The following is a 24016-nucleotide window of genomic DNA, read 5'->3' as shown; positions in this document are numbered from 1 at the left end:
ATACCCGGGCACCTCCCGTCGTTGACGCCACCATGCCCACCTCCTCCCCCCGTGTGCCCCTGTCCGTCCTCGAGCTCGCGCCCCGCTCCCAGGGGATGACGCCGCGCGACGCACTGGAGGCGTCGACGGAGCTGGCGCAGGAGGTGGAGCGGCTGGGCTACCACCGGCTGTGGGTGGCCGAGCACCACGGGTCGGAGGCGTTCATGGCCTCGGCGACCTCGCTGCTCCTGGGGCACCTGGCCCAGCACACCGACCGGATCCGGCTCGGCTCCGGCGGCGTGATGCTGCCCAACCACTCCCCGCTCATGGTGGCGGAGTACTACGGCACCCTCGCCACCCTCTACGGCGACCGCTTCGACCTGGGACTGGGGCGGGCGCCGGGCACCGACCCGATGACCGCCGCGGCGCTGGCGCGCGGCAGCGGGCAGCTCAACGACTTCGCCGCCGACGTCATGGCCCTGCAGTCCTACCTCGGCGACCCGCGCCCCGACGCCCGGGTGCGCGCGATCCCCGGCGAGGGCACCCACGTGCCCCTGTGGATGCTGGGGTCCTCGACCGGCGGTGCCCAGGTCGCGGCGGCCCTGGGGCTGCCGTTCAGCTTCGCCTCCCACTTCGCGCCCGACCAGATCCGTGAGGCGTTCCTGGTCTACCGCGACCGTTTCAACCCCGACGCGGAGACCGCGCAGGTCGACCGGCCGACGACGATGGCCGGCGTCAACGTGCTCGTCGCGCCCACCCAGGAGGAGTCCGACTTCCTCTTCACCTCCGCCCAGCTCATGGCGATCCGGATCCGCAGCGGGCAGCCGGCGCCGATCGACCCGCCGGTGCACGACCTGGCCGAGGTCGTGCCCGCCCAGCTGATGCCGCTGGCCCAGTCGCACCAGGCGGTGCGGATGGTCGGGACGCCGGAGACGGTGGTGCCGCAGCTGGAGGAGTTCGCGGCGACGCACGACCTCGACGAGCTCATCGTGACGACCTACACCTACGACCCGCAGATGCGGCGCCGCTCCTACCGGCTGCTCGCCGAGGCCTGGGGTATGGAGAGCGTCGCCGTCCCCTCCTCCACCCGCAGCGTCCACGGCGCGGGCGAGCGCCAGGTCGAGGGCGCGGCGTCGGCGGGGTAGACCTCCACCAGCTCGTCGTCGACCCAGGCCTCGTCGCCCTCGCCCAGCGCGACGGGCCCGAGGTCGGGGTGCACCAGAGCGCCCGTACCGCGCACCACCACCCGCGCCGCGCCCTGGAGTCGGTGCTCGCCCGGCCCGAGCTCGTCGAGCTCCTCCCCCAGGAGCTGCTCCGCCCGCCGGTCCAGCACGAGCCGGGCCCGACCGTCCACGAGGACCAGCCGGCGGGCGAGCGTCATGCAGCCGGCGTGGTCCCGCTCGGCGGGGTCCCGGTCCTCCTCGCGCGCCCAGCCGATGACCCACGGGTGCGGGTCCCCGTCGAGGGCGACCTGCGGGGCGTAGAAGCAGCTCCCGGTGTCCAGCAGGTCGAGCCGCTCGGGCACGAACCGCGGCACGCCGCCGTCGTCCACCAGGTCCCCCACGCACCCGGCCACGTCGCCGAGGTGGCCGCGGTCGTGCAGGGACAGCACGAGGACCCACCGGTCGTCGACCGGCACCAGCTGCGGGCACTCCCAGACGTCTGCCGGGCCGGCCCCGGCCAGGACTGGTGAGGACGACGCCGTCAGCCAGACGCCGAGGTCCTTCCACCGCCACGGGTCGTCCAGCCCGAAGAGCGTGAGCGCGGGCTCGCCGCCCGGGAGCCCGGCCCCGAGCACGGCGAACCGCCGACCTGCGTGGTCGAGGACGAAGGGGTCGCGCATCTCGCGCACGTGCGGCGGCGTCGTGGCCACGACCGTGGGCGAGGACCAGGTCAGCAGGTCCTCGCTGCCGGTCCGCACGCACACCGTGCTGTGCGGCGGGTCCGCCGCGATCCCCGAGTAGGCGACCGCGGGCCGGTCCAGGCCGGGCAGGTAGCAGCCCGACCAGCACCCGAAGGCGTCGGGACCCCCGGGCGTGGGCCCGAAGGCGACCGGGTGCTGCTCCCAGTGCGCCAGGTCGGTGCTGCTCGCGTGTCCCCAGGCGATCCGGTCGTGGGCCGGCGCGTCCGGGTTGTGCTGGAAGAAGACGTGCCACCGCTCCCCCCGGCGCACCATCCCGTTGGGGTCGTTGAGCCAGCCGCTGCGCGGCCGGAGGTGGTATGTCGTGCCGCTCACCCGGGTGCTCCCTACTAGGCTCGCCGCGTGCCGATCGCCGCGACCTCCACCGAGCCTGCCACGTCGCAGGCCCCGTCGGCGCTGAAGCTCCTGCCCGCCGCCGGCGTGGCGGCCTCGGCCTTCCTCCTCTTCGGGCTCATGGTCGGCTGGCCGGGGCACGTGGTGCTGCTGGCCAGCCTGGTCACCGCATACCTCGTCGACCGGGAGCTCTTCAAGGACCTGCTGCTCATCGGCGTCGGCATCGCGATCGTCTCCACCACGTCGGTCGAGGCCGACATCAGCTGGCCCAACTTCTTCCTGCTCGGCGTCGTGCTGGGGGGTGCCGTGCTGGTGCCGGTGGCGATCGACCGGCTCGTCTACCGGCGGCGGGCCATCCGCTTCCCCTGGTTCACCGGGCGGCGCTGGACCCGGATGCAGTGGGCCTACGTCGTCGCGGTGCCCCTGCTGGGCTGGCTCATCCTGCCGTTCTACTTCATCCGCTCCGGCGCCTACCAGAACTGGCCGCCGATCCAGACCGCCAGCGAGTTCGGCCGGTTCTTCGTCGGGGTCAACTCCGTCGGGCTGTGGGACGAGCTCTTCTTCATCTGCATCTGCTTCGCCCTGCTGCGCCGGCACTTCCCGCTCTGGCAGGCCAACGTCCTGCAGGCCACGATCTTCGTGTCCTTCCTGTGGGAGCTCGGCTACCGCGAGTGGGGGCCTCTGCTGACGATCCCGTTCGCGCTGCTGCAGGGGTGGATCTTCACCCGGACCAAGTCGCTGACGTACGTCGTGATCATCCACCTGCTCTTCGACGCGGTGGTCTTCCTCGCGATCGTGCACGCCCACGACCGCAGCGTCTTCCCGTTCTTCGTCTACTGACGCCCGGACGGGCGCCGTCGGGAGACCGTGCGTCCCCCGGGCAGCCAGGACGTGAGCCGGGCGACGAGCCACTGCGCCCCGACGAGCAGCGCGGCGCAGCACCCCCGGCGGAGCAGAGAGGGGCTACTCTCCTGCCATGGTGACGACACCGCGTCCACGGCTGGCGCGGACCTCCTCCGCAGGGACCATCACGATCGCAGGACTCGTCTGGGGATTCCTGCTCGGCCTCCCGGCCGGACTGGTCCTGCAGATCGCCCTGTCGGCGCTCGGCCCGCTGGGCGAGCGGTGGGGCTGGGTCGAGCAGGTCACCTTCTTCTCGCCGCTGCCGGCGCTGGCCGTCGTCGGGGTCGTCGTCCTGGTGCCGCGCCTGCGGGAGTGGGGAGCCGGTTTCGCGGTCGGTCTGGCCCTCGGTATGGCGACCGAGGGGCTGCTGCTCTGGTGGTGGCTCAGCACCACCTTCTGAGGCCGCCCGTCGCGGTCCTGGTGGTCCGGAGGACCCTCCTCCACCGCTGCTCGTCCGGCTGAGAGGATGAGGAGGTGGCCATCCAGAGCCCCACCGGACGCACGCCCGACCTGTCTGCCCACCTCACCGAGGTGAGGGACCTGCAGAGACTCCTCGGGGTCGACCCGGACGTCGGGCTGAGCACCGCCGAGGTGCAGGTCAGGCTCGCCGAGCACGGACCCAACGAGCTGCGCTCCACGGACGCGGTGCCGTTGTGGCGCCGCATCCTCGCGCAGTTCCAGGACCCCCTGGTCTACCTCCTCCTCGTGGCGATCGCCGTCTCCCTCACCGCGTGGGCGATCGAGGGGGCCGAGGGGGTGCCGATCGACGCCGTCGTCATCGCCGCGATCCTGACCCTCAACGCCGTCCTCGGCTTCGTGCAGGAGGCCAAGGCGGAGGACGCCGTGGCCGCGCTGGCCACGATGACGGCCGCCAGCTCCTCGGTGCTCCGCGACGGCCGACCGACCGAGCTGCCGTCCGCCGACCTCGTGCCCGGTGACATCCTCCTGCTCAGCGAGGGTGACGCCGTCGGCGCCGACGCCCGGCTGATCGAGGCGACCGGGCTGAAGGTGCAGGAGGCGGCGCTCACCGGCGAGTCGGCCGCCACCGTGAAGTCCGCGACGGCCCTGTCCGGCGAGGTCGCCCTCGCCGACCGGGTCAACATGGTGCACAAGGGCACCGCCGTCGTCGAGGGCGTGGGGCGGGCCGTCGTCACCGCGACCGGTATGCAGACCGAGATGGGGGGGTATCGCGGCCCTCCTGGACCGCACCGAGCAGCAACCCTCCCCGCTGCAGGTCGAGATCGCCAAGGTCTCCCGCACCCTGGGCGCGCTGGTCATCGGCATCGCCGTCGTCGTCATGGCGACCCTGGCTCTCGTCCAGGGTGCCGACACCACGCAGGAGTGGGTCACCATCCTGATGCTCGGGGTCTCCCTGGCCGTCGCCGCCGTCCCGGAGGGGCTGCCCGCGATCCTGTCCGTCGTCCTGGCGATCGGGGTGCGGGCCATGGCCCGGCGCAAGGCCGTCATGAAGCACCTGCACTCCGTCGAGACCCTCGGGTCGACGTCGGTGATCTGCTCGGACAAGACGGGCACGCTCACCCGCAACGAGATGACCCTGCGGACCATCGTCACCGCCTTCGGCCGGGTCGAGCTCTCCGGCACGGGGTACGCACCGGAGGGTGACGCCGTCCTCGTCCCCGACGAGCGGGGGAAGGGCGTCACGACCGGCACGGACGCCGCCGAGGACCTGCTCGTCGAGGCCCGGCTCGTCCTCATCGGCGGGACCGTCGCCAACAACGCGACCATCTGCGAGCAGGACGGCCAGTGGGTGGTCCACGGCGACCCGACCGAGGCAGCCTTCGTCGTCGCGAGCAACAAGCTGGGGGAGGTGACCGAGCGGATCGGGCACTACGAGCGGCGGGCCGAGGCTCCCTTCACCTCCGAGCGCAGGATGATGTCGGTCCTGGCCCACCACGACGACCGGGCGGAGAGCCGCGTCTTCACCAAGGGCGCCGACGTGCTGCTCGACCGCTGCGTCGCCGAGCGGCACGGCGAGGAGGTCGTCCCGCTCGACGACGCGGCCCGGGCCCGGCACCTGGCGGTCGTCGAGGCGCTGTCCGGCGAGGGCTACCGCACCCTGGGGGTCGCCTACCGCGTCGTCCACGAGGGCGAGCTGCAAGGCCCCGACGGGGACGTCGAGCACGACCTCGTCCTCGCCGGCGTGGTCGGGATCATCGACCCGCCGCGGGAGGAGGCCAGGGCCGCCGTGGCCGCCGCGCACCGCGCCGGGGTGCGCACCATCATGATCACCGGCGACCACCCCGCGACCGCACGGCGGATCGCGACCGACCTCGGGATCATCACCGAGGGCCAGCGCGCCGGCACCGGTGTCGAGCTGGAGCACCTGTCCGACGACGCTCTCGTCGACCTCGTCCGCGAGGTTAGCGTCTACGAGCGGGTCGCCCCACACCACAAGCTGCGGATCGTGGACGCCCTGCAGCGGGACGGGCACGTCGTGGCGATGACCGGTGACGGCGTCAACGACGCGCCGGCGCTCAAGAGCGCCGACATCGGCATCGCGATGGGGATCACCGGGACCGAGGTCACCAAGGAAGCCAGCCGGATGATCCTCGGTGACGACAACTTCGCGACGATCGTCGCCGCGAGCCACCGCGGCCGGATCCTCTTCGACAACATCGGCAAGTTCCTGCGCTACATGATGTCGTCGAACCTGGGTGAGGTCGTCACCGTCTTCTTCGGCATCGTGCTCGCCGGCCTGCTCGGACTGCGCGACACCGCGAACCCGGACGCGCTCGTCGTCCCGCTGCTCGCCACCCAGATCCTCTGGATCAACATGGTGACCGACTCCGTGCCGGCGCTCGCCATGGGTGTCGACCCCGAGATCGACGACGTCATGGCTCGGCCCCCGCGCCGCCCCGACCGGCCCATCCTCGACCGACCGATGTGGGCGCGGATCGTCTTCACCGGGACCCTCATGGGGGCGGTCACCCTGCTGACGATGGACCTCTTCCTGCCGGGTGGTCTGATCGAGGGCTCCGAGACCTTCGACACCGCACGCACCGCGGGGTTCACCACCCTCGTCCTCGCCCAGCTGCTCAACGCGCTCAGCTCCCGCTCGGCGGCGCAGAGCTCGTTCCACCGGATGTTCCGCAACCCGTGGCTGTGGGCGGCGATCGGTCTGGTCGTCGTCCTCCAGGTGGTCGTCGTCCACGTGCCCGTGATGCAGCAGGCCTTCACCACCGTGGGTCTGACCGGTATGCAGTGGCTCATCTGTCTGGCGATGGCCTCGGTCGTCCTCTGGGCCCAGGAGGTCGTCAAGCTGGCCCACCGCATGCGGGACCGGCGCCGCACAGCCCCCGTGTGATCGGGGAGCCCGCGCCGGCGCACCCAGGGAACCGGTACTGCCTACGTCGTGAGGGTGAAGATGTGCTCGACCGGGCGCCCGAACGTGAGCGCCAGCCGCAGGGCCAGCGGGAGGCTGGGGTCGAAGCGCCCGGTCTCGATGGCATTGATCGTCTGCCGGGAGACGCCCACCTCCTGGGCCAGCCGGCCCTGGCTCCAGCCGCGGGACTCCCTCAGCTCTCGGAGGCCGTTGACCGTCTCAGGCACCGAGTGCTCGCAGGGCCAGGCGGTAGCGGATCCAGAAGGCTCCGACCGACAGCGCGATGAAGGCCATCGCCGTGAGGGCCGCGAGCGTGTCCGCGACGACCGTCAGGACCAGGAAGAGGACCGCTCCGAGCATGACGGCATCGCTGTAGGCCTGACTGCGGGCCTGCTGCGCGGCGCGGAACTCCACGCTGTCCGGGGAGCTCTCGCCCGAGGCGTCCCTGCGCCGGCGCATCGTGACGTTCAGCGCCAGGGTGAGCGGCAGGGTGACCAGCAGCATCCCGCCGAGACCGAGCGGATCCTCGAACGGACTCTGCGCCTCGACGTTCCCGAAGCCCTGCAGGACGAGTCCTGCGAGCGCCAGGGTCCCCGCCACCCACCAGATGTGCGCCGTCCTCATGTGTCATGTGTACTTGACACTGACGGTTGCTGTCAAGCGCACTTGTCAGCAGCGCGCCTCCGCTGTGCTGGGTCGCCACGGTCGGCACCCCGTCCTGGAGGCGCCGAGGTCGCCCCGGCTGATGGCTCAGCCCTCGACGGCCAGCACCAGGGGCAGGACCGCCTCGGCACCGGCCAGCCTCAGCTCGCGCGCGGCGACCGTGATGGTCCAGCGCGAGTCCACGACGTCGTCGACGAGGAGGACCGGGCCCCTGGTCGAGGCGAGCGCCTCGCGCAGCTGCGGCCCGACGCCGATCCGCTCCCACACGTTGGCGAGCCGGAAGGCGCTGTTGCCGCCCGGCTCCCCCACGGGTCCGCCGTGCACCAGGTCGAGGGTGCCCAGCAGCGGCAGCCGGCCGATCTGGCTGATCTGCTCGGCGAGCGAGCCCACCACCGCCGGGCGACGTCGGGAGGGCATCGCGACCAGCCCGACGGGGCGCTGGTCCCAGCCCCATCCGGCCAGCACCTGGACCACGGCCCGCGTCACGTCCTCCGGCACCGGCTGCCCCGGGGTCATGGCCGGCCCGAGCTCGGGGTCGTCCGGCACGTCCGGGTCGGGTCGCGACTCCCCCGCCGCCAGCACGGCCCGCAGCCGCTGGCCCCAGCCGAGGTCGGACAACCGCGCCAGGGCGCGGCCGACACCGGCCTGCTCCTCGGGGCGGATCTTGCCCTTGACGTCCACGCCGAGCCGCGGCATACCCGTCGGCCACTGGCCCCGGGGCTCCACGGGCACCCCCACCGCACCCAGCCGGTCCCGGGCGGAGCCGACCGACTCCTCGGGGATCTCGGTGGGGAACCAGGTGCCGGCGCAGCGGTCGCACCGGCCGCACGGCTGCGCCGTGCCGTCGTCGAGGCACTCCTGGAGGAAGGCCATGCGGCACCCGTCGGTGGCCTGGTAGGCCAGCATCAGCTCGGCCTCGCGCACGCGGGCCTCCGCCACCCGGGTGTAGCGCTCCTTGTCGAAGACCCACGGCTGCCCGGTGGCGGTCCAGCCGCCCTGGACCTTGGCGACCGCACCCTCGACGTCGAGCACCTTGAGCAGCAGCTCCAGCCGGGTCCGCCGCACGTCGACGACCGTCTCCAAGGCGGGGGTCGACATCGGGCGGCCGGCCTCGGCCAGTGCGGTCAGCACGGCGTCGGCCTGGTCCTGCCGGGGCATGGAGACCGTGGCGAAGTAGTTCCAGATGTCCCGGTCCTCCGAGCCCGGCAGCAGCAGCACGTCGGCCCGCTCGGTGGCGCGGCCCGCACGACCGACCTGCTGGTAGTAAGCCACCGGCGAGCTGGGCGCGCCGAGGTGGACGACGAAGCCCAGGTCGGGCTTGTCGAAGCCCATCCCCAGCGCGCTCGTCGCCACGAGGGCCTTGACCTGGTTGTCCCGCAGCGCACCCTCCAGCCGCTCCCGTTCCTCGGTGTCCGTCCGGCCGGTGTAGGCCGCCACCTCGTGCCCGGCCCCGCGCAGGGCCTCGGCGACGTCCTCGGCGGCCGAGACGGTCAGGCAGTAGATGATCCCGCTGCCCGGCAGCGTCCCGAGGTGCGCCAGGAGCCATCCCAGCCGCTGCTCGGGGGTCAGGCGCGGCAGGACGCCCAGCCGCAGCGAGGCCCGTGCGAGCGGCCCCCGGATGGTCCGCACCTGCGCACCCCCCGCGCCCAGCTGCTCGACGACGTCGTCCACGACGCGCTCGTTCGCGGTCGCGGTCGTCGCCAGCACGGGCGTGCCCTCGGGCAGGGCGTCCAGCAGGGTCCGGATCCGTCGGTAGTCGGGCCGGAAGTCGTGCCCCCAGTCGGAGATGCAGTGGGCCTCGTCGACGACGAGCAGCCCGCACCGCCGCGCCAGGTCGGGCAGCTGCTCGTCACGGAAACGCGGGTTGTTGAGCCGCTCGGGACTGACGAGGAGCACGTCGACCCGGTCCTCGGCGAGCGCCTGCCGGACCTCGTCCCACTCGGTCGCGTTGGCGGAGTTCATCGTCACGGCGCGCACGCCTGCGCGGGCCGCGGCCGCGATCTGGTCGCGCATCAGCGCCAGGAGCGGCGAGACGATCACGGTCGGGCCGGCGCCATGGGCCCGGCGCAGCGCCGTCGCCACGAAGTAGACCGCCGACTTGCCCCACCCCGTGCGCTGCACGACGAGCACGCGGGACCGGTCCTCCACCAGGGCCCTGACCGCCTCCAGCTGACCGTCACGGAAGTCGGCGTCCTCCCGCCCGACGAGGCGCCGCAGCGCCACCCGCGCGTCGGTGTCCAGCTGCCCCGGCGCCCCGCTCGGCCCGGACAGGTCGGTCTGCTCCAGCTGCTGCATACCCCGACCGTAGCCGCAGGCGCCGACACACCCTCCCCTAGTGTGGAGGCGTGGACTGGGACAGCGTGGACGCCGCCCTCTTCGACCTCGACGGTGTGCTGACGCCCACCGCGGAGGTCCACATGCGGGCCTGGGAGGTGATGTTCACCCGTTTCCTCGACGGCCTGCCGCAGGAGCACGACCCCTACACCGACGCCGACTACTTCGCCCACGTCGACGGCCGGCCCCGCTACGAGGGCGTGGCGGCCTTCCTGTCCTCGCGCGGGATCGAGCTGCCCCAGGGCGACCCCGACGACAGCCCGGACGAGCTGACCGTCTGCGGCCTGGGCAACCGGAAGAACGCCCTGTTCAACGAGGTCCTGGAGGCTGAGGGGATCGAGGCCTACCCCGGGTCGGTGCAGCTGCTGGACGCCCTGCCCGACCTCGGGGTCGCGATGGCGGTGGTCTCCTCGTCCAGGAACGCCACCGACGTCCTGCGCACCGCGGGCCTCGCCGACCGGTTCACCGTGGTCGTCGACGGCGTCGTGGCGACCGAGCAGGGCCTGCCCGGCAAGCCGGAGCCCGACACGTTCCGGTATGCGGCGCAGCAGCTGGGGGCCGACCCGGCCCGCTGCGTGGTCCTCGAGGACGCGGTCTCCGGGGTGGCCGCGGGCGCCGCGGGTGGTTTCGCCCGGGTCATCGGGGTCGACCGCGGGGTGGGCGCCGAGACGCTCCGCGAGCACGGCGCCGACGAGGTCGTCACCGACCTGGCGCGGCTCCTCCCGTGACCGGCGGCCGCAAGGGCCGGGAGGCCACCGCATACCCGGTCGGTCCGCTCGGGTCGCGGCACCGCCCGCCGGAGCCGGTGGACCCGATGGACCGCAGCCGCTTCCCCCTGGACCCCTGGCGCCTGGTGGAGACCGCCTACGACCGCGAGGACCTCGGTGTGACCGAGACCCTCTTCTCCGTGTCCAACGGCTACCTCGGGATGCGGGGCAACGTCGAGGAGGGCCGGGACACCCACACCCACGGCACCTACGTCAACGGCTTCCACGAGACCTGGGACATCCACCACGCCGAGGACGCCTACGGCCTCGCGCGCGTCGGGCAGACGATCGTGGACGTGCCGGACCCCAAGACGATCAAGCTCTACGTCGACGACGAGCCGCTCCTGCTGGCGACCGCGGACCTGGAGCAGTACGAGCGGGCGATCGACCTGCGCACCGGCATCCTCACGCGGGACGTCGTGTGTCGCACCAGCTCCGGCAAGCGGGTGCGGATCAGCAGCACCCGGATGACCTCGGTGGTGGAGCGCCACCTGGCGGTGATGACCTTCGAGGTCGAGATGCTGGACGGCCACGCCGCCGTCACCGTCTCCAGCCAGCTGCTCAACCGGCAGGACGGCTCGGACGAGTACCACGTGCGCGCCCAGGCGCTGGGCGAGGCCGCGGACCCCCGACGCGCCGAGGCCTTCGAACACCGCGTCCTCCAGCCGGTGCTCCACGAGGACGTCGAGGGGCGCCTGCTGCTGGGCTACCGCACCCGCAGCTCGGGCATGACGATCGCGACGATGGTCGACCACACCCTCGAGACCGACAACTCCTTCAGCGAGAGTTCCACGCTCTCGCCGGACGTCGGCAAGTGCGTCTTCCGGGTCGACGCCCGGGAGGGACGCCCGGTGCGCCTCACCAAGATGGTGGCCGTCCACACCTCCCGCGGCGTCCCGCCGCGAGAGCTCGCCGACCGGTGCGCCCGCACCCTGGACCGCGCGGCCGAGCGGGGCCTGGAGGCCCTGCGTGCCGAGCACGCCGAGAGCTGGGCGCGCTTCTGGCTGGAGTCCGACGTGGAGGTCGAGGGCAAGGGTCTCGAGCACGTCCAGCAGGCCGTGCGCTGGAACCTCTTCCAGCTCGGGCAGGCCACGCTCCGGGCCGGTGCGCACGGGATCGCCGCCAAGGGGCTGACCGGCTCCGGCTACGGCGGACACTACTTCTGGGACACCGAGTGCTACGTCCTGCCCTTCCTGGTCCACACCCACCCGCAGGCGGCCCGCAACGCGCTGCGCTTCCGGCACGGGATGCTCGACGCCGCGCGGCGCCGGGCCGCGGAGATGGCGCAGTACGGCGCGCTCTTCCCGTGGCGGACCATCAACGGCGAGGAGGCCTCCGCCTTCTACGCGGCGGGCACGGCGCAGTACCACATCAACGCCGACATCGCCTACGCGCTCATGCGGTACGTCCGGGCCACGGGCGACCGCCAGTTCCTCCTCGACCAGGGGGTCGACATCCTGGTCGAGACCGCCCGGTTGTGGGTGGACCTGGGCTTCTGGCAGACCAACGGGGACACCCGCTTCCACATCCACTCGGTGACCGGCCCGGACGAGTACACGACCGTCGTCAACGACAACCTCTTCACCAACGTCATGGCGCAGCTCAACCTGCGCGCGGCTGTCGAGGCGGTGCGCGAGCTGCAGGTCTCCGACCCCAGGGGCCTGGCCCGGGCCGGCGCCCGGCTCCGGCTGGGCGAGCACGAGGTCGAGGCCTGGGAGCGGGCCGCCGACGGCATGTTCATCCCCTACGACGAGCAGACCGGCGTGCACCCCCAGGACGCGCACTTCCTCGAGCGGGAGATCTGGAACCTCGACGAGACGCCGGACGAGAAGCGCCCGCTGCTCCTGCACTACCACCCGCTGGTCATCTACCGCTTCCAGGTGCTCAAGCAGGCCGACGTCGTGCTGGCCCTCTACCTGGCCGGCGACCAGTTCACCCAGCCCGAGAAGCGGGCCGACTTCGACTACTACGACCCGATCACCACCGGTGACTCGTCCTTGTCGGCGGTGGTCCAGGCGATCATGGCCGCGGAGGTGGGGTATGACGAGCTAGCGCTGCGCTACTTCCACACCGGCCTGTTCGTCGACCTGGACGACCGGCACGACAACACCTCCGAGGGGGTGCACGTCGCCTCCAGCGGCGGGACGTGGAGCGCGCTGGTGGCGGGCTTCGGCGGGATGCGGGACCACGGCGGCGTGCTCAGCCTCGACCCGCGGCTCCCCGAGGGCTGGGAGACCCTGACGTGGCGTATGCGGTGGCGCGGCTCGCGGCTGCGGGTGCGGGTGGCTCAGGAATCGCTGGCCCTGCGGGTGGAGACAGGCGAGGCGGTGCAGGTGGCCGTGCGGGGCGAGCGGGTGGACGTCGGCCGGGAGGAGGTGCTGGTGACGATGGACGGTCACGGCCCCCGGGATGGCGGTGCCCCCTTCGGGCACACCGCCCAGCAGGGCTCACCCACGGAGCGCGACCCGCAGCGGGCGAGGGACAGCGCCCCCGACCCCACCGGCGTGGTGCCGCACAGCTGGTCGCACGAGGTCGTCGACCCGACCGGACCCGTGCCCGTGCACCGACCGCCGGGCAGCTCGGACCAGCCTCCCACCTGACCCTGCGCTCGTCGGCGCCCCGGGGGTGAACCCGCAGGACACGACCGCTCCGGACCGCGCGGGGCTTGGTGGTCCCGCCCGGGTGTGGTCGGATGGGGAGCATGAGCGATCCCACGGCACTGCCCTTCCAGGAGGACGACCGGTCGACCTCGCCGGAGGACTCGATCTACGAGGGGCAGGGCCCCAGCCGCGCGGACGACCCCGGGGCCGGGCAGGCCGCGCCCCGCGGCGCTCGGACCACCGGCGACGACGCAAAGGCGGGCGACGACGGCGTGGAGGCGAGCCAGACCGACCTGCTCGCGGCCCGCGTCACCGGGCCGGAGGACCGCGTCGGCATGACCGCCCTGTGGCGGCTGACCATGGATCTGGGGCACTGGTGGTTCATCGCGGTCGGCGACGAGGGCCAGGAGTCACCCGCCGCCGCGGTGATCCAGGACCAGCTCATGCTGCTGACCTTCACGACGGCCGAGCGAGCCCGGCACTTCGCGGTGGAGAACGGCATGATCCGCGAGGAGGACGATCTGAGGGCGATCGCGCTGCCCCCGTCCGAGATCGTGGAGTCGGCCCAGGTCTACCAGGAGTCGGGCATCGCGGGCCTGATGTTCGACCCGCACATCGCCGGATACTTCATCCCCTCCGAGCAGCTGCCCGTCGTGTGGGACGCCGTGCACTCCACGGCAGGCGACACCCAGCCGGGGGAGCAGGCCCCGCAGGGCGGCGACGCGGACGGCCCCCCTGCTGCCGCGCCGGAGGACGGGCGCGCCGGCTGACGGTCCTCGGAGACGGCGATCCGGCTCAGCGGGACGGGATCACCAGCTCCTGACCCGCCGCGATGGACGTCGTCGACAACCTGTTGGCCTGCTGGATGTCGACGATCGCCCGGCTCAGCGGGACGTCCGGCAGCTGCTCGGCCGCGATCTGAGACAGGGTCATGCCGGGCTCGACGACCACCGAGGTCGTCGCTCCCGCGGGCCCCAAAAGGCCGATGACGGAGGCGACGACGAGGGCCACCACGAGGGTCAGGCTGCTCGTCAGGGCCAGCCGCCCTCGACGCGTGATGCGCAGCGCCCGACGGCGGGTCGTCCGCGAGGCCGTCGGCGCCGACGGCTCCACGAGCCGCAGGTGGCTCGGGCGGCGCGCCGCGCGCCGGGGCGCAGCGCGGCCGGCAGGGCCAGGACCGGGTGGTCGAGGGTCGCAGTGCTCATGCTGGTCACCTTCCTCAGGGAGGTCCGGCTCGGACGTGTGTCCGATCGGACGTCTGTCCTATTGATAGCACGGATGTCCGACGTTGTCGACACGCCGACCGAACAGATGTTTGTCCGGCCAGGGCTGCTCACGTAGGCTGTGCTCATGTCGGTGACACAATCACCCGCCACCGACAGACCCGCTGACCTGGGCTGATGCCCGGGCAGCCTGGCCGGCCGGGCACCTCCGGACGACCGGTGCAGCATCGGACGAGGGGATGGAGAGCATGGCCACGATTCACGAGATGCCCGACCGGGACGGTGGGGCGACGCTCACCAACCGGCAGCGGCGCGTCCTCGACGTCATCCGCGACTCGGTCGACGCCCGGGGCTACCCGCCCAGCCTGCGCGAGATCGGTGACGCGGTGGGCCTGACCTCCCCCAGCTCGGTGGCGCACCAGCTGAAGATGCTCGAGCGCAAGGGTTTCCTGCGGCGCGACCCGCACCGTCCTCGTGCCATCGAGGTCGTCAACCCCGGCGCAGAGGGGCACGGCTACCGCCGCGGTGACACCGACGGGGGCACGGTGAGCCCCACGACCGAGACGACCTACGACGAGACGGGGATCGGTGACTCCCGCCCCCGCCCGTCCTACGTCCCGCTCGTGGGCCGGATCGCCGCCGGTGGACCGATCCTGGCGGAGGAGGCCGTGGAGGACGTCTTCCCGCTGCCCCGGCAGCTCGTCGGCGACGGCGAGCTCTTCCTGCTCAACGTGGTGGGCGACTCGATGGTGGACGCCGCCATCTGCGACGGTGACTGGGTGGTGGTGCGTCGTCAGCCGACGGCCGTGAACGGCGACATCGTGGCGGCGATGCTGGACAACGAGGCCACGGTGAAGACGTTCCGCAACACCAACGGCAAGACCTGGCTCATCCCCCACAACCCCGCCTACGAGCCGATCGACGGCGACCACGCCGTCATCCTCGGCAAGGTCACGGCCGTCCTGCGACGCGTCTGACCTCTCCTCCCCGCCGGCCCGCCGGCCCACCGACCGCGACGCCGCCCCCGGCATCCTCCATCCTCAGCCGGGGGCGGCGTCGCCATGCGGCAACGTCATACCGCCGGCCGGAGGTGGGGGACGACGGCCGCGCGAGGGCCGGGTGGGCTGCTCAGGCCGAGGGCGCGGGGCCCTCGTCGACGGAGTAGTACTCCAGGAGCTGCTCCTCCTCGTCCTCCGTCAGGTGCCGGTCGACGGGGATGTCAGGAGCACCCTTGATCATCTCGACGGTGTAGGCCAGACGGATCTGCGCGTCGACGATCTCGGCGTTGGACAGGGGGCAGAAGCACCGGCGACCGGCGATCCACCCGGTCCGGACGGTCAGCCAGGCAGGGTCGCCCGTGGCGTTGTCGATGTAGACCTGGTCCAGCGCGCCGACCTTCTCGCCGTCCTGGTCCACCACGTCCGCGTCGTAGAGCGCGTTGAGCTGTTCCTGCGTGATCACGGCCACCTCCATGCCGGCGCCCGGGAGACCACCCGTGCCGCCGAGGATCACACCACACCCCCTGCCGCTGCTGCAAGACGTGCACCTCAGGCCCTGGGTCGCCGACGCCGACGGCCGCCTCCACCGGGGTGGACGCGGCCGTCGGGCAGGATCAGCGGGGCTCAGCCGCGGCGGTTGTCACCGTCCAGGTCCAGGCCCTCGCCACGCACGCCGTCGCCGTCCCAGTCCCCCTGGCGGGGTCCACCGTCAGCGATCCCGGCGTCTCCCGTGGTGTCCCGGTCGACGTCGACCTCCTCGTGCGAGACGTCGGTGACGACCTGCTGCTCGTCGGTGACGGTCTGCTTCTCCAGGCCGACGCGCTCGGTGGCGACCACGTCCTTGTCCACGACAGGGCGCTCCTCGTGCAGCGTGACCTCAGCCTCGTCCTCACCCAGCCGAGCGCCGTCCCGGGCGTCCTCACCGGCCACCGGCTCCCGGACGACCTCGAACTCCTCACGCTGCACCGGCACGGTGACGGTCTCCTGGTCGGTCACGACGTGCTTGCGCAGCCGCACCCTCCCCGTCTCGACGCGCTCGGTCCCGACGTCCACCTGCTCCTCGTGCAGGGTCATGGACCCCTCACGCTCGCGGCCCACACCCCCACCGAGCTCGGCACCGCGGTCCCGGTCGACGTCCAGGTCACGGTCCCCGCCGAGCCCCGCTCCGCGGTCGCGGTCCACGTCCGAGTCGCGGTCGGTGTCCGCCAGCGTCCCTCGGTCGCGGTCCAGGTCACTGTCGGCGCCCCCGGCGCTGAAGCCGCCGGCGACGGCCGGGTCGGCCTCGGTCACGTCGCGACGGTCGTCCAACCCGTCGGCGCCGTAGCGGCTCGTGTCGACACCCGCCCCGCTGTAGTAGCGGAAGAGCTCGTCCTGCTCCTCCTCCGACAGGTGCTGGTCCGCGTCGACGTTCGGCGCGTTCTTGATGGTGTCCTTGGTGTGCGGGACACGGATCCGCCCGCCGGAGAGGTCCGCGTCCTGCAGAGGGACCAGGCTCTGCCGGGCACCGAACCAGCCCGTCTTGACCGAGATCCACGACGGCTCGCCGGTCTGGTCGTCGAGGTACACCTCACCGACCCCACCGAGGTTGTCGTCGTCCTGGGTCACGACCTCGGCGTCGTAGAGGTCGTTGATCTGCTCCTGGGTGATGCTCACGTGCGCTCCTCCATCAGTCGGATACCCCGGTCGCGGGGACCGGGCGTGCTCATCGAGTCAAGCAAAGGTCCCCGGGCACTGGCCCGATGAAACGGCACCCCCACCCTCAGGGGTGCGGCTCCTCGACCCCACGCGTCACATCGGCAACGAGCCGCGGCAGGACGTCCCCCAGGAGGGCGTCCAGCTGCACCGTCGGCTCACCCTCCCCACGCGTGTCGCCCCGGGTGACGACGGCCACCGGGATGCCCTCCCGAGCCGCCCGGCGCACGAAGCGGTAGCCGCTCATGACCCGCAGCGAGGAGCCCAGCACCAGCAGCAGCCGCGCCTGTCCCAGCAGGTCGAAGGCGTGGGCGACGACCGGCTTGTCCACCGACCCCCCGAAGAAGACGACGTCCGGCTTGAGGACGTCCCCGCCGCACACGAGGCACCGGGGCGCGCGGAAGGAACCGACCAACGCCTCCGGCAGGGCCACGTCACCGTCCGGACGAACCTGAGCGGGGTCGCTGGCCCGGCGCAGGAACCCGGGGTTCGCCTCGGTGAGCCAGGCGTGGACCTGCTCCCGGGTGGTCCGCTCGCTGCAGTCCAGGCACTCGACCCGCGCGAGCGAGCCGTGCAGCTCCAGGACCCGCCTCGACCCGGCCTCCTGGTGCAGGCCGTCGACGTTCTGGGTGATGACATGGTCCACCAGCCCTGCGCGCTCCAGCCGGGCGACGCACCGGTGGGCGAGGTTCGGCCTCGCCGCGACGAACCTCTCCCAGCCGGCGAAGGCGCGGGCCCAGTAGCGCCGGCGTGCCTCCGACGACCCGACGAACTCGGCATGCTGCATCGGCGTGACGCGCCGCTGCCCGTCCGGGCCGCGATAGTCGGGGATCCCCGACGCCGTCGACATCCCGGCCCCCGTCAGGGCGACCACGCCGCCCCCGGCGACCAGGTCACGGAGCACGGCATACCCGTGGTCGTCGACCTCGACCGGCGGGGGCATGGTGAGCCCGGGGTCGACGGGCCCGTCCAGGACCGGCGGCTGGAGCCGGTGGTGCGGCACGGCCGCCCGCAGCTCCTGGCCCAGGACGTGCCGACGGACGCCGCCCGCGGGCGCCCGCCCCTCCCCCGTGCTCACCCGTCCACCGTCCCTGCGCACCGCCCGGTCACCGCACCCTTCACGGCGTCAGTATGCCGTCCACGCCTGCCGGGCTGCGGGGCCCGGGCCCGCCGGAGCCGTCCCGACTAGGGTGGGAGGCATGTTCGACGCTGCAGGGCTGCGGGTCATGCGGGCCATCGCCGAGGAGGGCTCGTTCACCGCCGCTGCCCAGGCGCTCGGCTACACCCAGCCGGCCGTGTCCCAGATGGTGCGCAGGCTCGAGCAGCGGGCCGGGACGGCCCTGGTCGAGCGGATCGGGCGCACGGTCCGGCTGACCGAGGCCGGGCAGCTGCTGGCCCGCCGGGCCGGGGAGATCCTGGACCGGCTGGCCGAGGCCGAGGCCGAGGTCAGCGCCATCGCCGGGCTGCAGGCCGGGCGGGTGCGGCTCATGGCCTTCCCGTCCTCCTCGGCCACCTTGGTGCCTCGCGCGCTGGCAAGGCTGCGGCAGAGCCACCCGGCGGTGACGGTGCAGTTCTCCGAGGCCGAGCCCCCGGAGTCGCTGGCGGCGATCCGCGCCGGCGGGGTCGACCTCGCGGTGGCCTTCTCCTACGAGGGCAACGACCCTGGACGCGGCGAGGACGACCTCAACGGCCTGGTCGTGATGGACGTGCTGACCGACCCCGTCATGCTGGCCCTGCCGAAGGACCACCCGTTGGCCGACCAGGACGAGGTCGACCTGTCCGACCTCTCGGCCGACCGGTGGATCGCGGGCTGCCCCCGCTGCCGGGGCCACCTGCTCACCCTGGCCCACGACGCCGGCTTCGACCCGGACGTCACCTTCGAGACCGAGGACTACGTGGCCGTCCTCGGCCTGGTGGCGGCGGGACTCGGGGTGGCACTGGTGCCCCAGCTCATCCTCAGCACCGTCTCGCACCCGGACGTGGTCACCCGTCCGGTCTCTCCGCCCTCGCGCCGGATCGTCCAGGTCGTCACGACGCCCGACCTGCAGCGCGTGCCCGCGGTCGGGGCGGCGCTGGACGCCCTGTGCTCCAGCGCACGCGAGCTGGGCGGTCACGGGTGCGTCCCGATCGAGCCCGCGGGCTCGCTGTCCCTCGGGTCCGCGGGGGCCGCCGGGGACTGACCGTTCAGGGTCGGGTGCGGGTGACGGGTGCTGGGTCCACCCGGCGCGGACACCATCCTCACCCGTCCCGCCGGTGCACCAGGAGCCTGCCCCGCTCGTCCCGGGAGACGGCCACGGCACCGTCGGTGTCCGTCCTCAGGACCAGCGCACCACTCTCCCTCAGCAGGCTCAGCGCGCTCGGCGCAGGATGCCCGAACGTGTTCTCCGCCCCCACCCCGATGAGCGCGACCTCCGCCCGGGCGTCGCGCACCAGGCGGTCGTCCTGGGCGGCCGAGCCGTGGTGGGCGACCTTGAGGATGTCGTAGTCCCGACCCCGCACGCGGTCCCGCACCGGGCGGGCGCCCTCCGGCTCGAGGTCGCCGGTGAGCAGGATGCGTGTGCCGGCGGCGTCCACGTCCAGGACGACGCTGCCGTTGTTGGCCGCCGACCCTCCCACGACCGGACGGTCGCCGGGACCGAGCACCTCCACGACCACGTCGTCGATGCGCACCCGCACCCCCGCTCCCACCGCGTCCACCGGCACGCCGGCCGCCTCCAGCTGCGCCGCCGTCCGTGCGGCGACCTCCGGTGGCTCCCGGACGGGGCTGACGAAGGCGGTAGCGACGTCCGTGGCCGCCAGCACCCCCGGGACCCCACCCACGTGGTCGGCGTGGAAGTGGCTCAGCACGAGCAGGTCCACGTGGCGCACACCCAGGTCCCGCAGGCACGCTGCGACGGGGTCCGGCTCCGGGCCCGTGTCGACGAGCACCGCGCGCGCAGGACCGGTGCGGATCACGAAGGCGTCGCCCTGGCCCACGTCGCACCCGACGACGACCCACCCGGGCGGTGGCCACCCCTGCAGGGTCGGCGCCGGCCACACCCAGGCGACGAGTCCGCCCCCGAGGGCCACGACCCACCACGGCCGCCGCCCGAGCTGATGCCGCCACCACGGCGCGGTCACGAGCGCCGCCACCGTCAGCACGGCCAGCAACCACGCCCCGGCGACGCCGTCCACCCAGTCGACCGTGCCGTAGGGCAGCTGCGCGCACACGCGCGCGATGCGCCCGATGAGCCAGGCGGGCACGGCGGCCAGCCAGGCCACCCACCGGGCCGTGGTCACGGACAGGGGGGCGAGGCAGGCGGAGACCACCCCCAGGATCGTGGTGGGCGCCACGAGCGGTGCCGAGAGCAGGTTCGCCAGGACGGCGACCGTGGTGATGCTTCCCTGGAGCAGCACGATCACCGGAGCGCAGATCACCTGCGCCGCAAGGGGTATGGCGGTCGCGTGCCCGAGCAGTCCCAGCCGCCTGGGCAGGTGGCCGGCCATCGCCAGCCCCCACGGACGGGCCCAGAGCACCAGCCCGAGGGTGGCCAGCGTCGACAGCGCGAACCCGTAGGACCGCGCCAGCCAGGGGTCGACGACGAGCAGACCGAGCACCGCGCAGCCCAGGGCGGGCAGGCTGATCCTCCGCCGCCCCGAGGTGAGGGCGAGCAGACCCACCGCCCCCATGACCCCGGCCCGCAGCACGGACGGCTCGGGCCGGCACAGCAGGATGAAGCCGACCAGGCTCAGCAGCACCAGGGGCACCCGCCAGCGCCGCGGCGCCCCGACCCGGGCCAGCAGCACGGCGACACCGCCCATGATGATGGCCACGTTGCTGCCGCTGACGGCGGACAGGTGGGTCATGCCGGTGGCGCGCATCGCCTCGGTCAGGTCCGGCGGGGTCAGCGAGGTGTCGCCGATGACCAGGCCCGGCACGAGGCCGCGCGCATCTGCAGGCAGCGGGTGCAGGGCCTGGCGGAAGCGCTCGCGCACCACGTCCACCCCGCGGAGCACCGCACCGGCGTCCTCGGTCAGGACCGGGGACCGGGGGGGCGGGGGGTGAGGACCGCCACGGTCCGCTCCCCGGCTCGGCGGGGGCCCACCGGCCCGAGGCGAGCACCCGGCTGTGCCAGCGCACGTCCTCCCACCCTGGCCGGCGGAGGCCAGGACGAGCACGGGGGTCCGCGGCGTGGACCGCTGGCCTCGGGCCTCGACCGCTACCACGCGCGCCTCGAGCACGACGAGCGGGGGTCGCTCGTCCCCGCGCGTCACCACCCTGGGCTCCGTGGTCACCACCAGCTCCGCCTCGGTCACGGCACGCTCCTGCGCCCAGCCCGCCACCGGCCCGGTCCGGGCCTGGGCCACGTGCACCGCGGCACCGGCGCACACCACCCCCGTGGCAGCGAGGGAGAGCACCGCCACCCCCGCCCAGCCCGTCGACCGGGTGCGCGTGCCTGCTGGTGCGGCCGCGCGCTCCTGCCGGGGCGCTACACGCGGTCGACGCCCCGGCCGGCGCCACCGCCGCAGACCCAGGAGGGACAGCGCCAGGCACACCACGGCCACGGCCCCCAGCACGGCAGGAGGGTGCGGGAGCAGCGCCACGAGCACGGCCCAGGCCACGAGGGCCGGAAGCAGGAGGCGGAGGTCCAGGGGCTCCCGGCCCGGCGGTTCGGAGGCCGTCGCCTCCCGGCCCGGCGGTTCGGAGGCCGTCGCCTCCCGGCCCGGCGGTTCGGAGGCCGTCGCCTCCCGGCCCGGCGGCTCGGAGGCCGTCGCCTCCCGGCCCCGCGGTTCGGAGACAGTCGCCTCCCCGGTGAGAGCCTTCCGGACGTTGGTCCTAGCGGCACCCGTGCGGTCCGACGTCGGCACCCCTCATCCTCCGACCGAGACGAGGGGTTCGAGCTGGGCGAAGGTGCGTTCGCCGATGCCGCTGACCTCCATCAGCTCCTCGACGAGGGTGAACCTGCCGTGCTGATCACGCCAGGCCAGGATGTGCCCCGCCGTGACCGGACCGATCCCGGGCAGCTCCTCCAGGTCGGCCTGGGTCGCCAGGTTGAGGTCGAGCGGCGGCGGAGGGGCGTCCGGAGGGGCACCCACCACGGTGCCTCCCCCCGCAGAACCGGCACCCCCGCCCCCGGCCCCGACGCCGGGGAAGGGGGGTTCCTCCCCCGGGGCGCCCACCCAGACCTGCTCCCCGTCGACCAGGGTGCGGGCCAGGTTGAGCGACGCCTGGTCGGCCGCATCGGTCAGGCCGCCGGCCGCCTCCACCGCGTCGGCGACGCGGGACCCTGCCGCCAGCTCGACCACGCCCGGGCGACGCACCTCCCCCACCACGTGCACGACCACCGTGATCCCCCCGGGCGCTGCCCCTGTCCCGGCTCCATGGGCGGAGGCGGTGGCCTGGGTGGTGGTCGCGGTGGCGGCGCTCTCCGCGTCCTCGGTCTCCGCGTCCTCGCTTCCCTCCCCAGCCTCCGGGTCCGTTGACCCTCCGTGATCCGGGCCCTGACCTCCCGGCCCCGTCGCCTCCACCGATGGCGGGGCCACCGGGGTGGCCGGTCCGGCAGGCACGGGCTCCGCCCCCGCACCCTGCGCCACCCACCACCACCGACCGCCCAGGACGAGCAGCACGACCGCCCCGACCAGCAGCAGACCCCGCACCGCCCGGGCGCCGACCCGCACGTCCACGGACCGCAGCGACGCGGGCACGGTGAGGACCCGGACCCGACCGCCCCCGTCCTCCCGGTCCACCTCGCCAGCATCGTCGCGCTCCACCGGCGGCAGGCGCACCTCACCCTCCCCCGGCGGCAGGCGCACCTCACCCTCCCCCGGCGGCAGGCGCACCTCGCGCTCCACCGGCGGCAGGCGCACCTCGCGCTCCCCCGGCGGCAGGCGCACCTCACCCTCCCCCGGTAGGAGGCATACCTCTCGTTCCCCCGAGAGCAGGCGCACCTCGCGCTCCCCGCGCGGCGCGGACTCGGGGGGATCGGGTGCTTCCTCTCCGCTCCCGGCGACCTCGTCCCAGTCCTCCCACGCGTCCTCCGGCACGACCCGTCCCCTGCGGTGCCGCCCCTGGTGCTGGTCATGGCCGGCGGGCAGGCCTGGGACGGAAGGAGGCGGCATGCCCGAACGCTAGGCAGGTCCGGCCTCCGGGGCAGGACCGTGACCGAGTCTGTGGAGGACGCCCGAGGGCCGACCCCGGGTGTGGACGCCGGACGTGCGTCACGGTCACAGGCACTCCGAGCCGGTTCGTCATCTACGAGCCGACTCGAACCGGCTCCACGATGACGAAGCGGCTCGAGGATGACGACGCGGCGCTCAGTGACGGGCGGTGGGCACGGCGACGAGGGCGGGTGCCGACTCAGCGGAAGACGCAGGCACCTGCCGAGTGAGGGGGTGACCCCGGGGGGCGCCGCTCAGCGGGGCGCGACGACGACCGCGAGCGTCCCCGGGCCGGTGTGGCTGCCGACCACCGGGTCCAGCTCTACGATCTCGGGCTCCACCCCGGTCCGCCCGGCCAGGGTGGACGCCAGCTCCTCGGCGGCCTCCCGCGCCGCCAGCTCGTGCACGGCGACCTCGACCCCCGACCCCGGCCCACCGGCGTCGGCGACCGCCTCGGCGGCGTGCTCCACCAGCCGGCTGAGCGCCTTGGCCCGGGTCCGGACCTTCTCCTGCGCGGCGACCTCCCCGTCCCGGACGGTCAGCAGCGGCTTGATCGCGAGCGCCGAGCCCAGCAGGGCCTGCGCGCGCCCGATCCGACCACCCCGCCGCAGGTGCTCCAGCGTGTCGACGTAGAACCAGGTGCGCGTCCCGGCGGCGCGAGCCTCGACGGCCCGCACGACCTCCTCCATACCCCCGCCGTCGGCCGCCGCCCGGGCACCGGTGCAGGCGGCATACCCGAGCGCCATGCCCAGCACCCCGGAGTCCACGACGTCCACCCGCAGCTCGCCCGTGAGCTCCGACGCGGCCGACCGGGCCGACTCGACCGTGCCGCTGATCCTCCCCGACAGGTGGACCGACACGATCTCCTCGCACCCGGTCCGGCCGGCCACCTCCCGGAAGGCCTCGACGAACTCGCCGGGCGTGACCATCGAGGTGCTGACCCGCTCCTTGCCGCGGCGCAGGATGTCGGCCACCTCGCCGGGGGAGATCTCACGGACCGCCACCCGGTCCTCCCCGGCGACCAGCACGTGAAGGGGCACGACCGTCAGCCCCTCCCGCTCGGCCCGGTCCGGGGTGAGGCAGGAGGTGCTGTCGGTGACGACGGCGACGGCCACGGGCGCG

Annotated in this window: 21 protein-coding genes and 1 pseudogene; 10 read left to right on the top strand and 12 right to left on the bottom strand. The window is 73.6% G+C overall.

What is annotated here, in order from left to right; genetic code table 11:
- Window positions 1–32 precede the first annotated feature (32 nt).
- Window positions 33–1124 carry an LLM class flavin-dependent oxidoreductase gene (locus E3Z34_RS05160; RefSeq protein WP_134772744.1) on the top strand — a complete coding sequence of 364 codons (1092 nt, stop codon included), beginning with the start codon at window positions 33–35 and terminating at the stop codon, window positions 1122–1124.
- On the opposite strand, the gene E3Z34_RS05155 is transcribed toward E3Z34_RS05160, so the two are convergent.
- On the bottom strand, window positions 1010–2215 hold the full coding sequence (locus E3Z34_RS05155; RefSeq protein ID WP_134772743.1) for a glycoside hydrolase family 32 protein: 1206 nt from the start codon (window positions 2213–2215) through the stop codon (window positions 1010–1012). The genes E3Z34_RS05160 and E3Z34_RS05155 overlap by 115 nt on opposite strands.
- A gap of 27 nt (window positions 2216–2242) precedes the next feature.
- Between E3Z34_RS05155 and E3Z34_RS05150 the strand changes: the two genes are divergently transcribed.
- The 4 genes and pseudogenes from E3Z34_RS05150 to E3Z34_RS17960 all read left to right on the top strand — a co-directional run bounded on the left by E3Z34_RS05150 (window position 2243) and on the right by E3Z34_RS17960 (window position 6461).
- Window positions 2243–3073: a CPBP family intramembrane glutamic endopeptidase gene (locus tag E3Z34_RS05150; protein ID WP_420818975.1), complete on the top strand. Its 831-nt coding sequence runs from the start codon at window positions 2243–2245 to the stop codon at window positions 3071–3073.
- A gap of 136 nt (window positions 3074–3209) precedes the next feature.
- Complete coding sequence (locus E3Z34_RS05145; RefSeq protein ID WP_134772742.1) at window positions 3210–3536, top strand: hypothetical protein; 327 nt, start codon at window positions 3210–3212, stop codon at window positions 3534–3536.
- A 74-nt stretch (window positions 3537–3610) separates the two neighbouring features.
- Window positions 3611–4258, top strand: a pseudogene (locus E3Z34_RS18580) (cation-transporting P-type ATPase); the annotation flags it as partial.
- Window positions 4259–4433: 175 nt separating this feature from the next.
- Window positions 4434–6461, top strand: a complete 2028-nt coding sequence (locus E3Z34_RS17960) for a cation-translocating P-type ATPase (protein ID WP_134772740.1) — start codon at window positions 4434–4436, stop codon at window positions 6459–6461.
- Window positions 6462–6502: 41 nt separating this feature from the next.
- Here the strand turns inward: E3Z34_RS17960 and E3Z34_RS05130 are convergent, their stop codons facing one another.
- The 3 genes from E3Z34_RS05130 to E3Z34_RS05120 all read right to left on the bottom strand — a co-directional run bounded on the left by E3Z34_RS05130 (window position 6503) and on the right by E3Z34_RS05120 (window position 9437).
- The gene (locus tag E3Z34_RS05130) at window positions 6503–6706 is read right to left on the bottom strand and encodes a helix-turn-helix transcriptional regulator (RefSeq protein WP_134772739.1); all 204 of its coding nucleotides are present in this window, start codon (window positions 6704–6706) and stop codon (window positions 6503–6505) included.
- Window positions 6699–7103 (bottom strand): hypothetical protein, encoded by a 405-nt coding sequence (locus E3Z34_RS05125; protein ID WP_134772738.1) that lies wholly within the window; start codon window positions 7101–7103, stop codon window positions 6699–6701. Before E3Z34_RS05125 ends, E3Z34_RS05130 begins: the two co-directional genes overlap by 8 nt.
- Before the next feature lie 126 nt (window positions 7104–7229).
- Window positions 7230–9437 (bottom strand): RecQ family ATP-dependent DNA helicase, encoded by a 2208-nt coding sequence (locus E3Z34_RS05120; RefSeq protein WP_134772737.1) that lies wholly within the window; start codon window positions 9435–9437, stop codon window positions 7230–7232.
- Between the two features lie 50 nt (window positions 9438–9487).
- Here E3Z34_RS05120 and E3Z34_RS05115 point away from each other — a divergent pair, with 50 nt between their 5' ends.
- From E3Z34_RS05115 to E3Z34_RS05105, 3 genes are all read left to right on the top strand, one after another.
- The gene (locus tag E3Z34_RS05115; RefSeq protein ID WP_134772736.1) at window positions 9488–10204 is read left to right on the top strand and encodes an HAD family hydrolase; all 717 of its coding nucleotides are present in this window, start codon (window positions 9488–9490) and stop codon (window positions 10202–10204) included.
- Between the two features lie 86 nt (window positions 10205–10290).
- On the top strand, window positions 10291–12843 hold the full coding sequence (locus E3Z34_RS05110) for a glycoside hydrolase family 65 protein (RefSeq protein ID WP_134774756.1): 2553 nt from the start codon (window positions 10291–10293) through the stop codon (window positions 12841–12843).
- A gap of 101 nt (window positions 12844–12944) precedes the next feature.
- Window positions 12945–13613, top strand: coding sequence for a hypothetical protein (locus E3Z34_RS05105; protein WP_134772735.1), 669 nt, complete (start codon window positions 12945–12947; stop codon window positions 13611–13613).
- Between the two features lie 25 nt (window positions 13614–13638).
- Here the strand turns inward: E3Z34_RS05105 and E3Z34_RS05100 are convergent, their stop codons facing one another.
- Entirely contained in the window at window positions 13639–13857 is a 219-nt protein-coding gene (locus tag E3Z34_RS05100) for a LysM peptidoglycan-binding domain-containing protein (protein WP_134772734.1), read from the bottom strand.
- A gap of 17 nt (window positions 13858–13874) precedes the next feature.
- The gene (locus tag E3Z34_RS17615; RefSeq protein WP_158288605.1) at window positions 13875–14048 is read right to left on the bottom strand and encodes a hypothetical protein; all 174 of its coding nucleotides are present in this window, start codon (window positions 14046–14048) and stop codon (window positions 13875–13877) included.
- Between the two features lie 266 nt (window positions 14049–14314).
- Between E3Z34_RS17615 and lexA the strand changes: the two genes are divergently transcribed.
- Window positions 14315–15043, top strand: coding sequence for a transcriptional repressor LexA (gene lexA / locus E3Z34_RS05095; RefSeq protein ID WP_134772733.1), 729 nt, complete (start codon window positions 14315–14317; stop codon window positions 15041–15043).
- Window positions 15044–15194: 151 nt separating this feature from the next.
- Here the strand turns inward: lexA and E3Z34_RS05090 are convergent, their stop codons facing one another.
- The 3 genes from E3Z34_RS05090 to E3Z34_RS05080 form a co-directional block, all read right to left on the bottom strand.
- A complete protein-coding gene (locus E3Z34_RS05090; protein ID WP_134772732.1) occupies window positions 15195–15527 on the bottom strand; it encodes a PRC-barrel domain-containing protein in 333 nt (110 codons plus the stop codon).
- Window positions 15528–15688: 161 nt separating this feature from the next.
- On the bottom strand, window positions 15689–16717 hold the full coding sequence (locus tag E3Z34_RS05085; protein WP_238695358.1) for a DUF2382 domain-containing protein: 1029 nt from the start codon (window positions 16715–16717) through the stop codon (window positions 15689–15691).
- Between the two features lie 106 nt (window positions 16718–16823).
- Window positions 16824–17834, bottom strand: coding sequence for a Sir2 family NAD-dependent protein deacetylase (locus tag E3Z34_RS05080; protein ID WP_238695357.1), 1011 nt, complete (start codon window positions 17832–17834; stop codon window positions 16824–16826).
- Between the two features lie 121 nt (window positions 17835–17955).
- On the opposite strand from E3Z34_RS05080, the gene E3Z34_RS05075 reads away from it, so the two are divergent.
- A complete protein-coding gene (locus E3Z34_RS05075) occupies window positions 17956–18936 on the top strand; it encodes a LysR family transcriptional regulator (RefSeq protein WP_238695356.1) in 981 nt (326 codons plus the stop codon).
- Window positions 18937–18994: 58 nt separating this feature from the next.
- On the opposite strand, the gene E3Z34_RS05070 is transcribed toward E3Z34_RS05075, so the two are convergent.
- From E3Z34_RS05070 to E3Z34_RS05060, 3 genes are all read right to left on the bottom strand, one after another.
- On the bottom strand, window positions 18995–21604 hold the full coding sequence (locus E3Z34_RS05070; protein WP_134772731.1) for a ComEC/Rec2 family competence protein: 2610 nt from the start codon (window positions 21602–21604) through the stop codon (window positions 18995–18997).
- 3 nt (window positions 21605–21607) lie between these two features.
- Window positions 21608–22855, bottom strand: coding sequence for an SLBB domain-containing protein (locus E3Z34_RS18575; RefSeq protein WP_238695355.1), 1248 nt, complete (start codon window positions 22853–22855; stop codon window positions 21608–21610).
- A 293-nt stretch (window positions 22856–23148) separates the two neighbouring features.
- Window positions 23149–24009: a DegV family protein gene (locus E3Z34_RS05060; protein WP_134772730.1), complete on the bottom strand. Its 861-nt coding sequence runs from the start codon at window positions 24007–24009 to the stop codon at window positions 23149–23151.
- Window positions 24010–24016 lie beyond the last annotated feature (7 nt).

Origin of the sequence: Ornithinimicrobium flavum, from assembly GCF_004526345.1 — a bacterium.
Lineage (GTDB): Bacteria > Actinomycetota > Actinomycetes > Actinomycetales > Dermatophilaceae > Ornithinicoccus > Ornithinicoccus flavus.
This window is presented reverse-complemented; position numbering and strand designations above follow the sequence as displayed.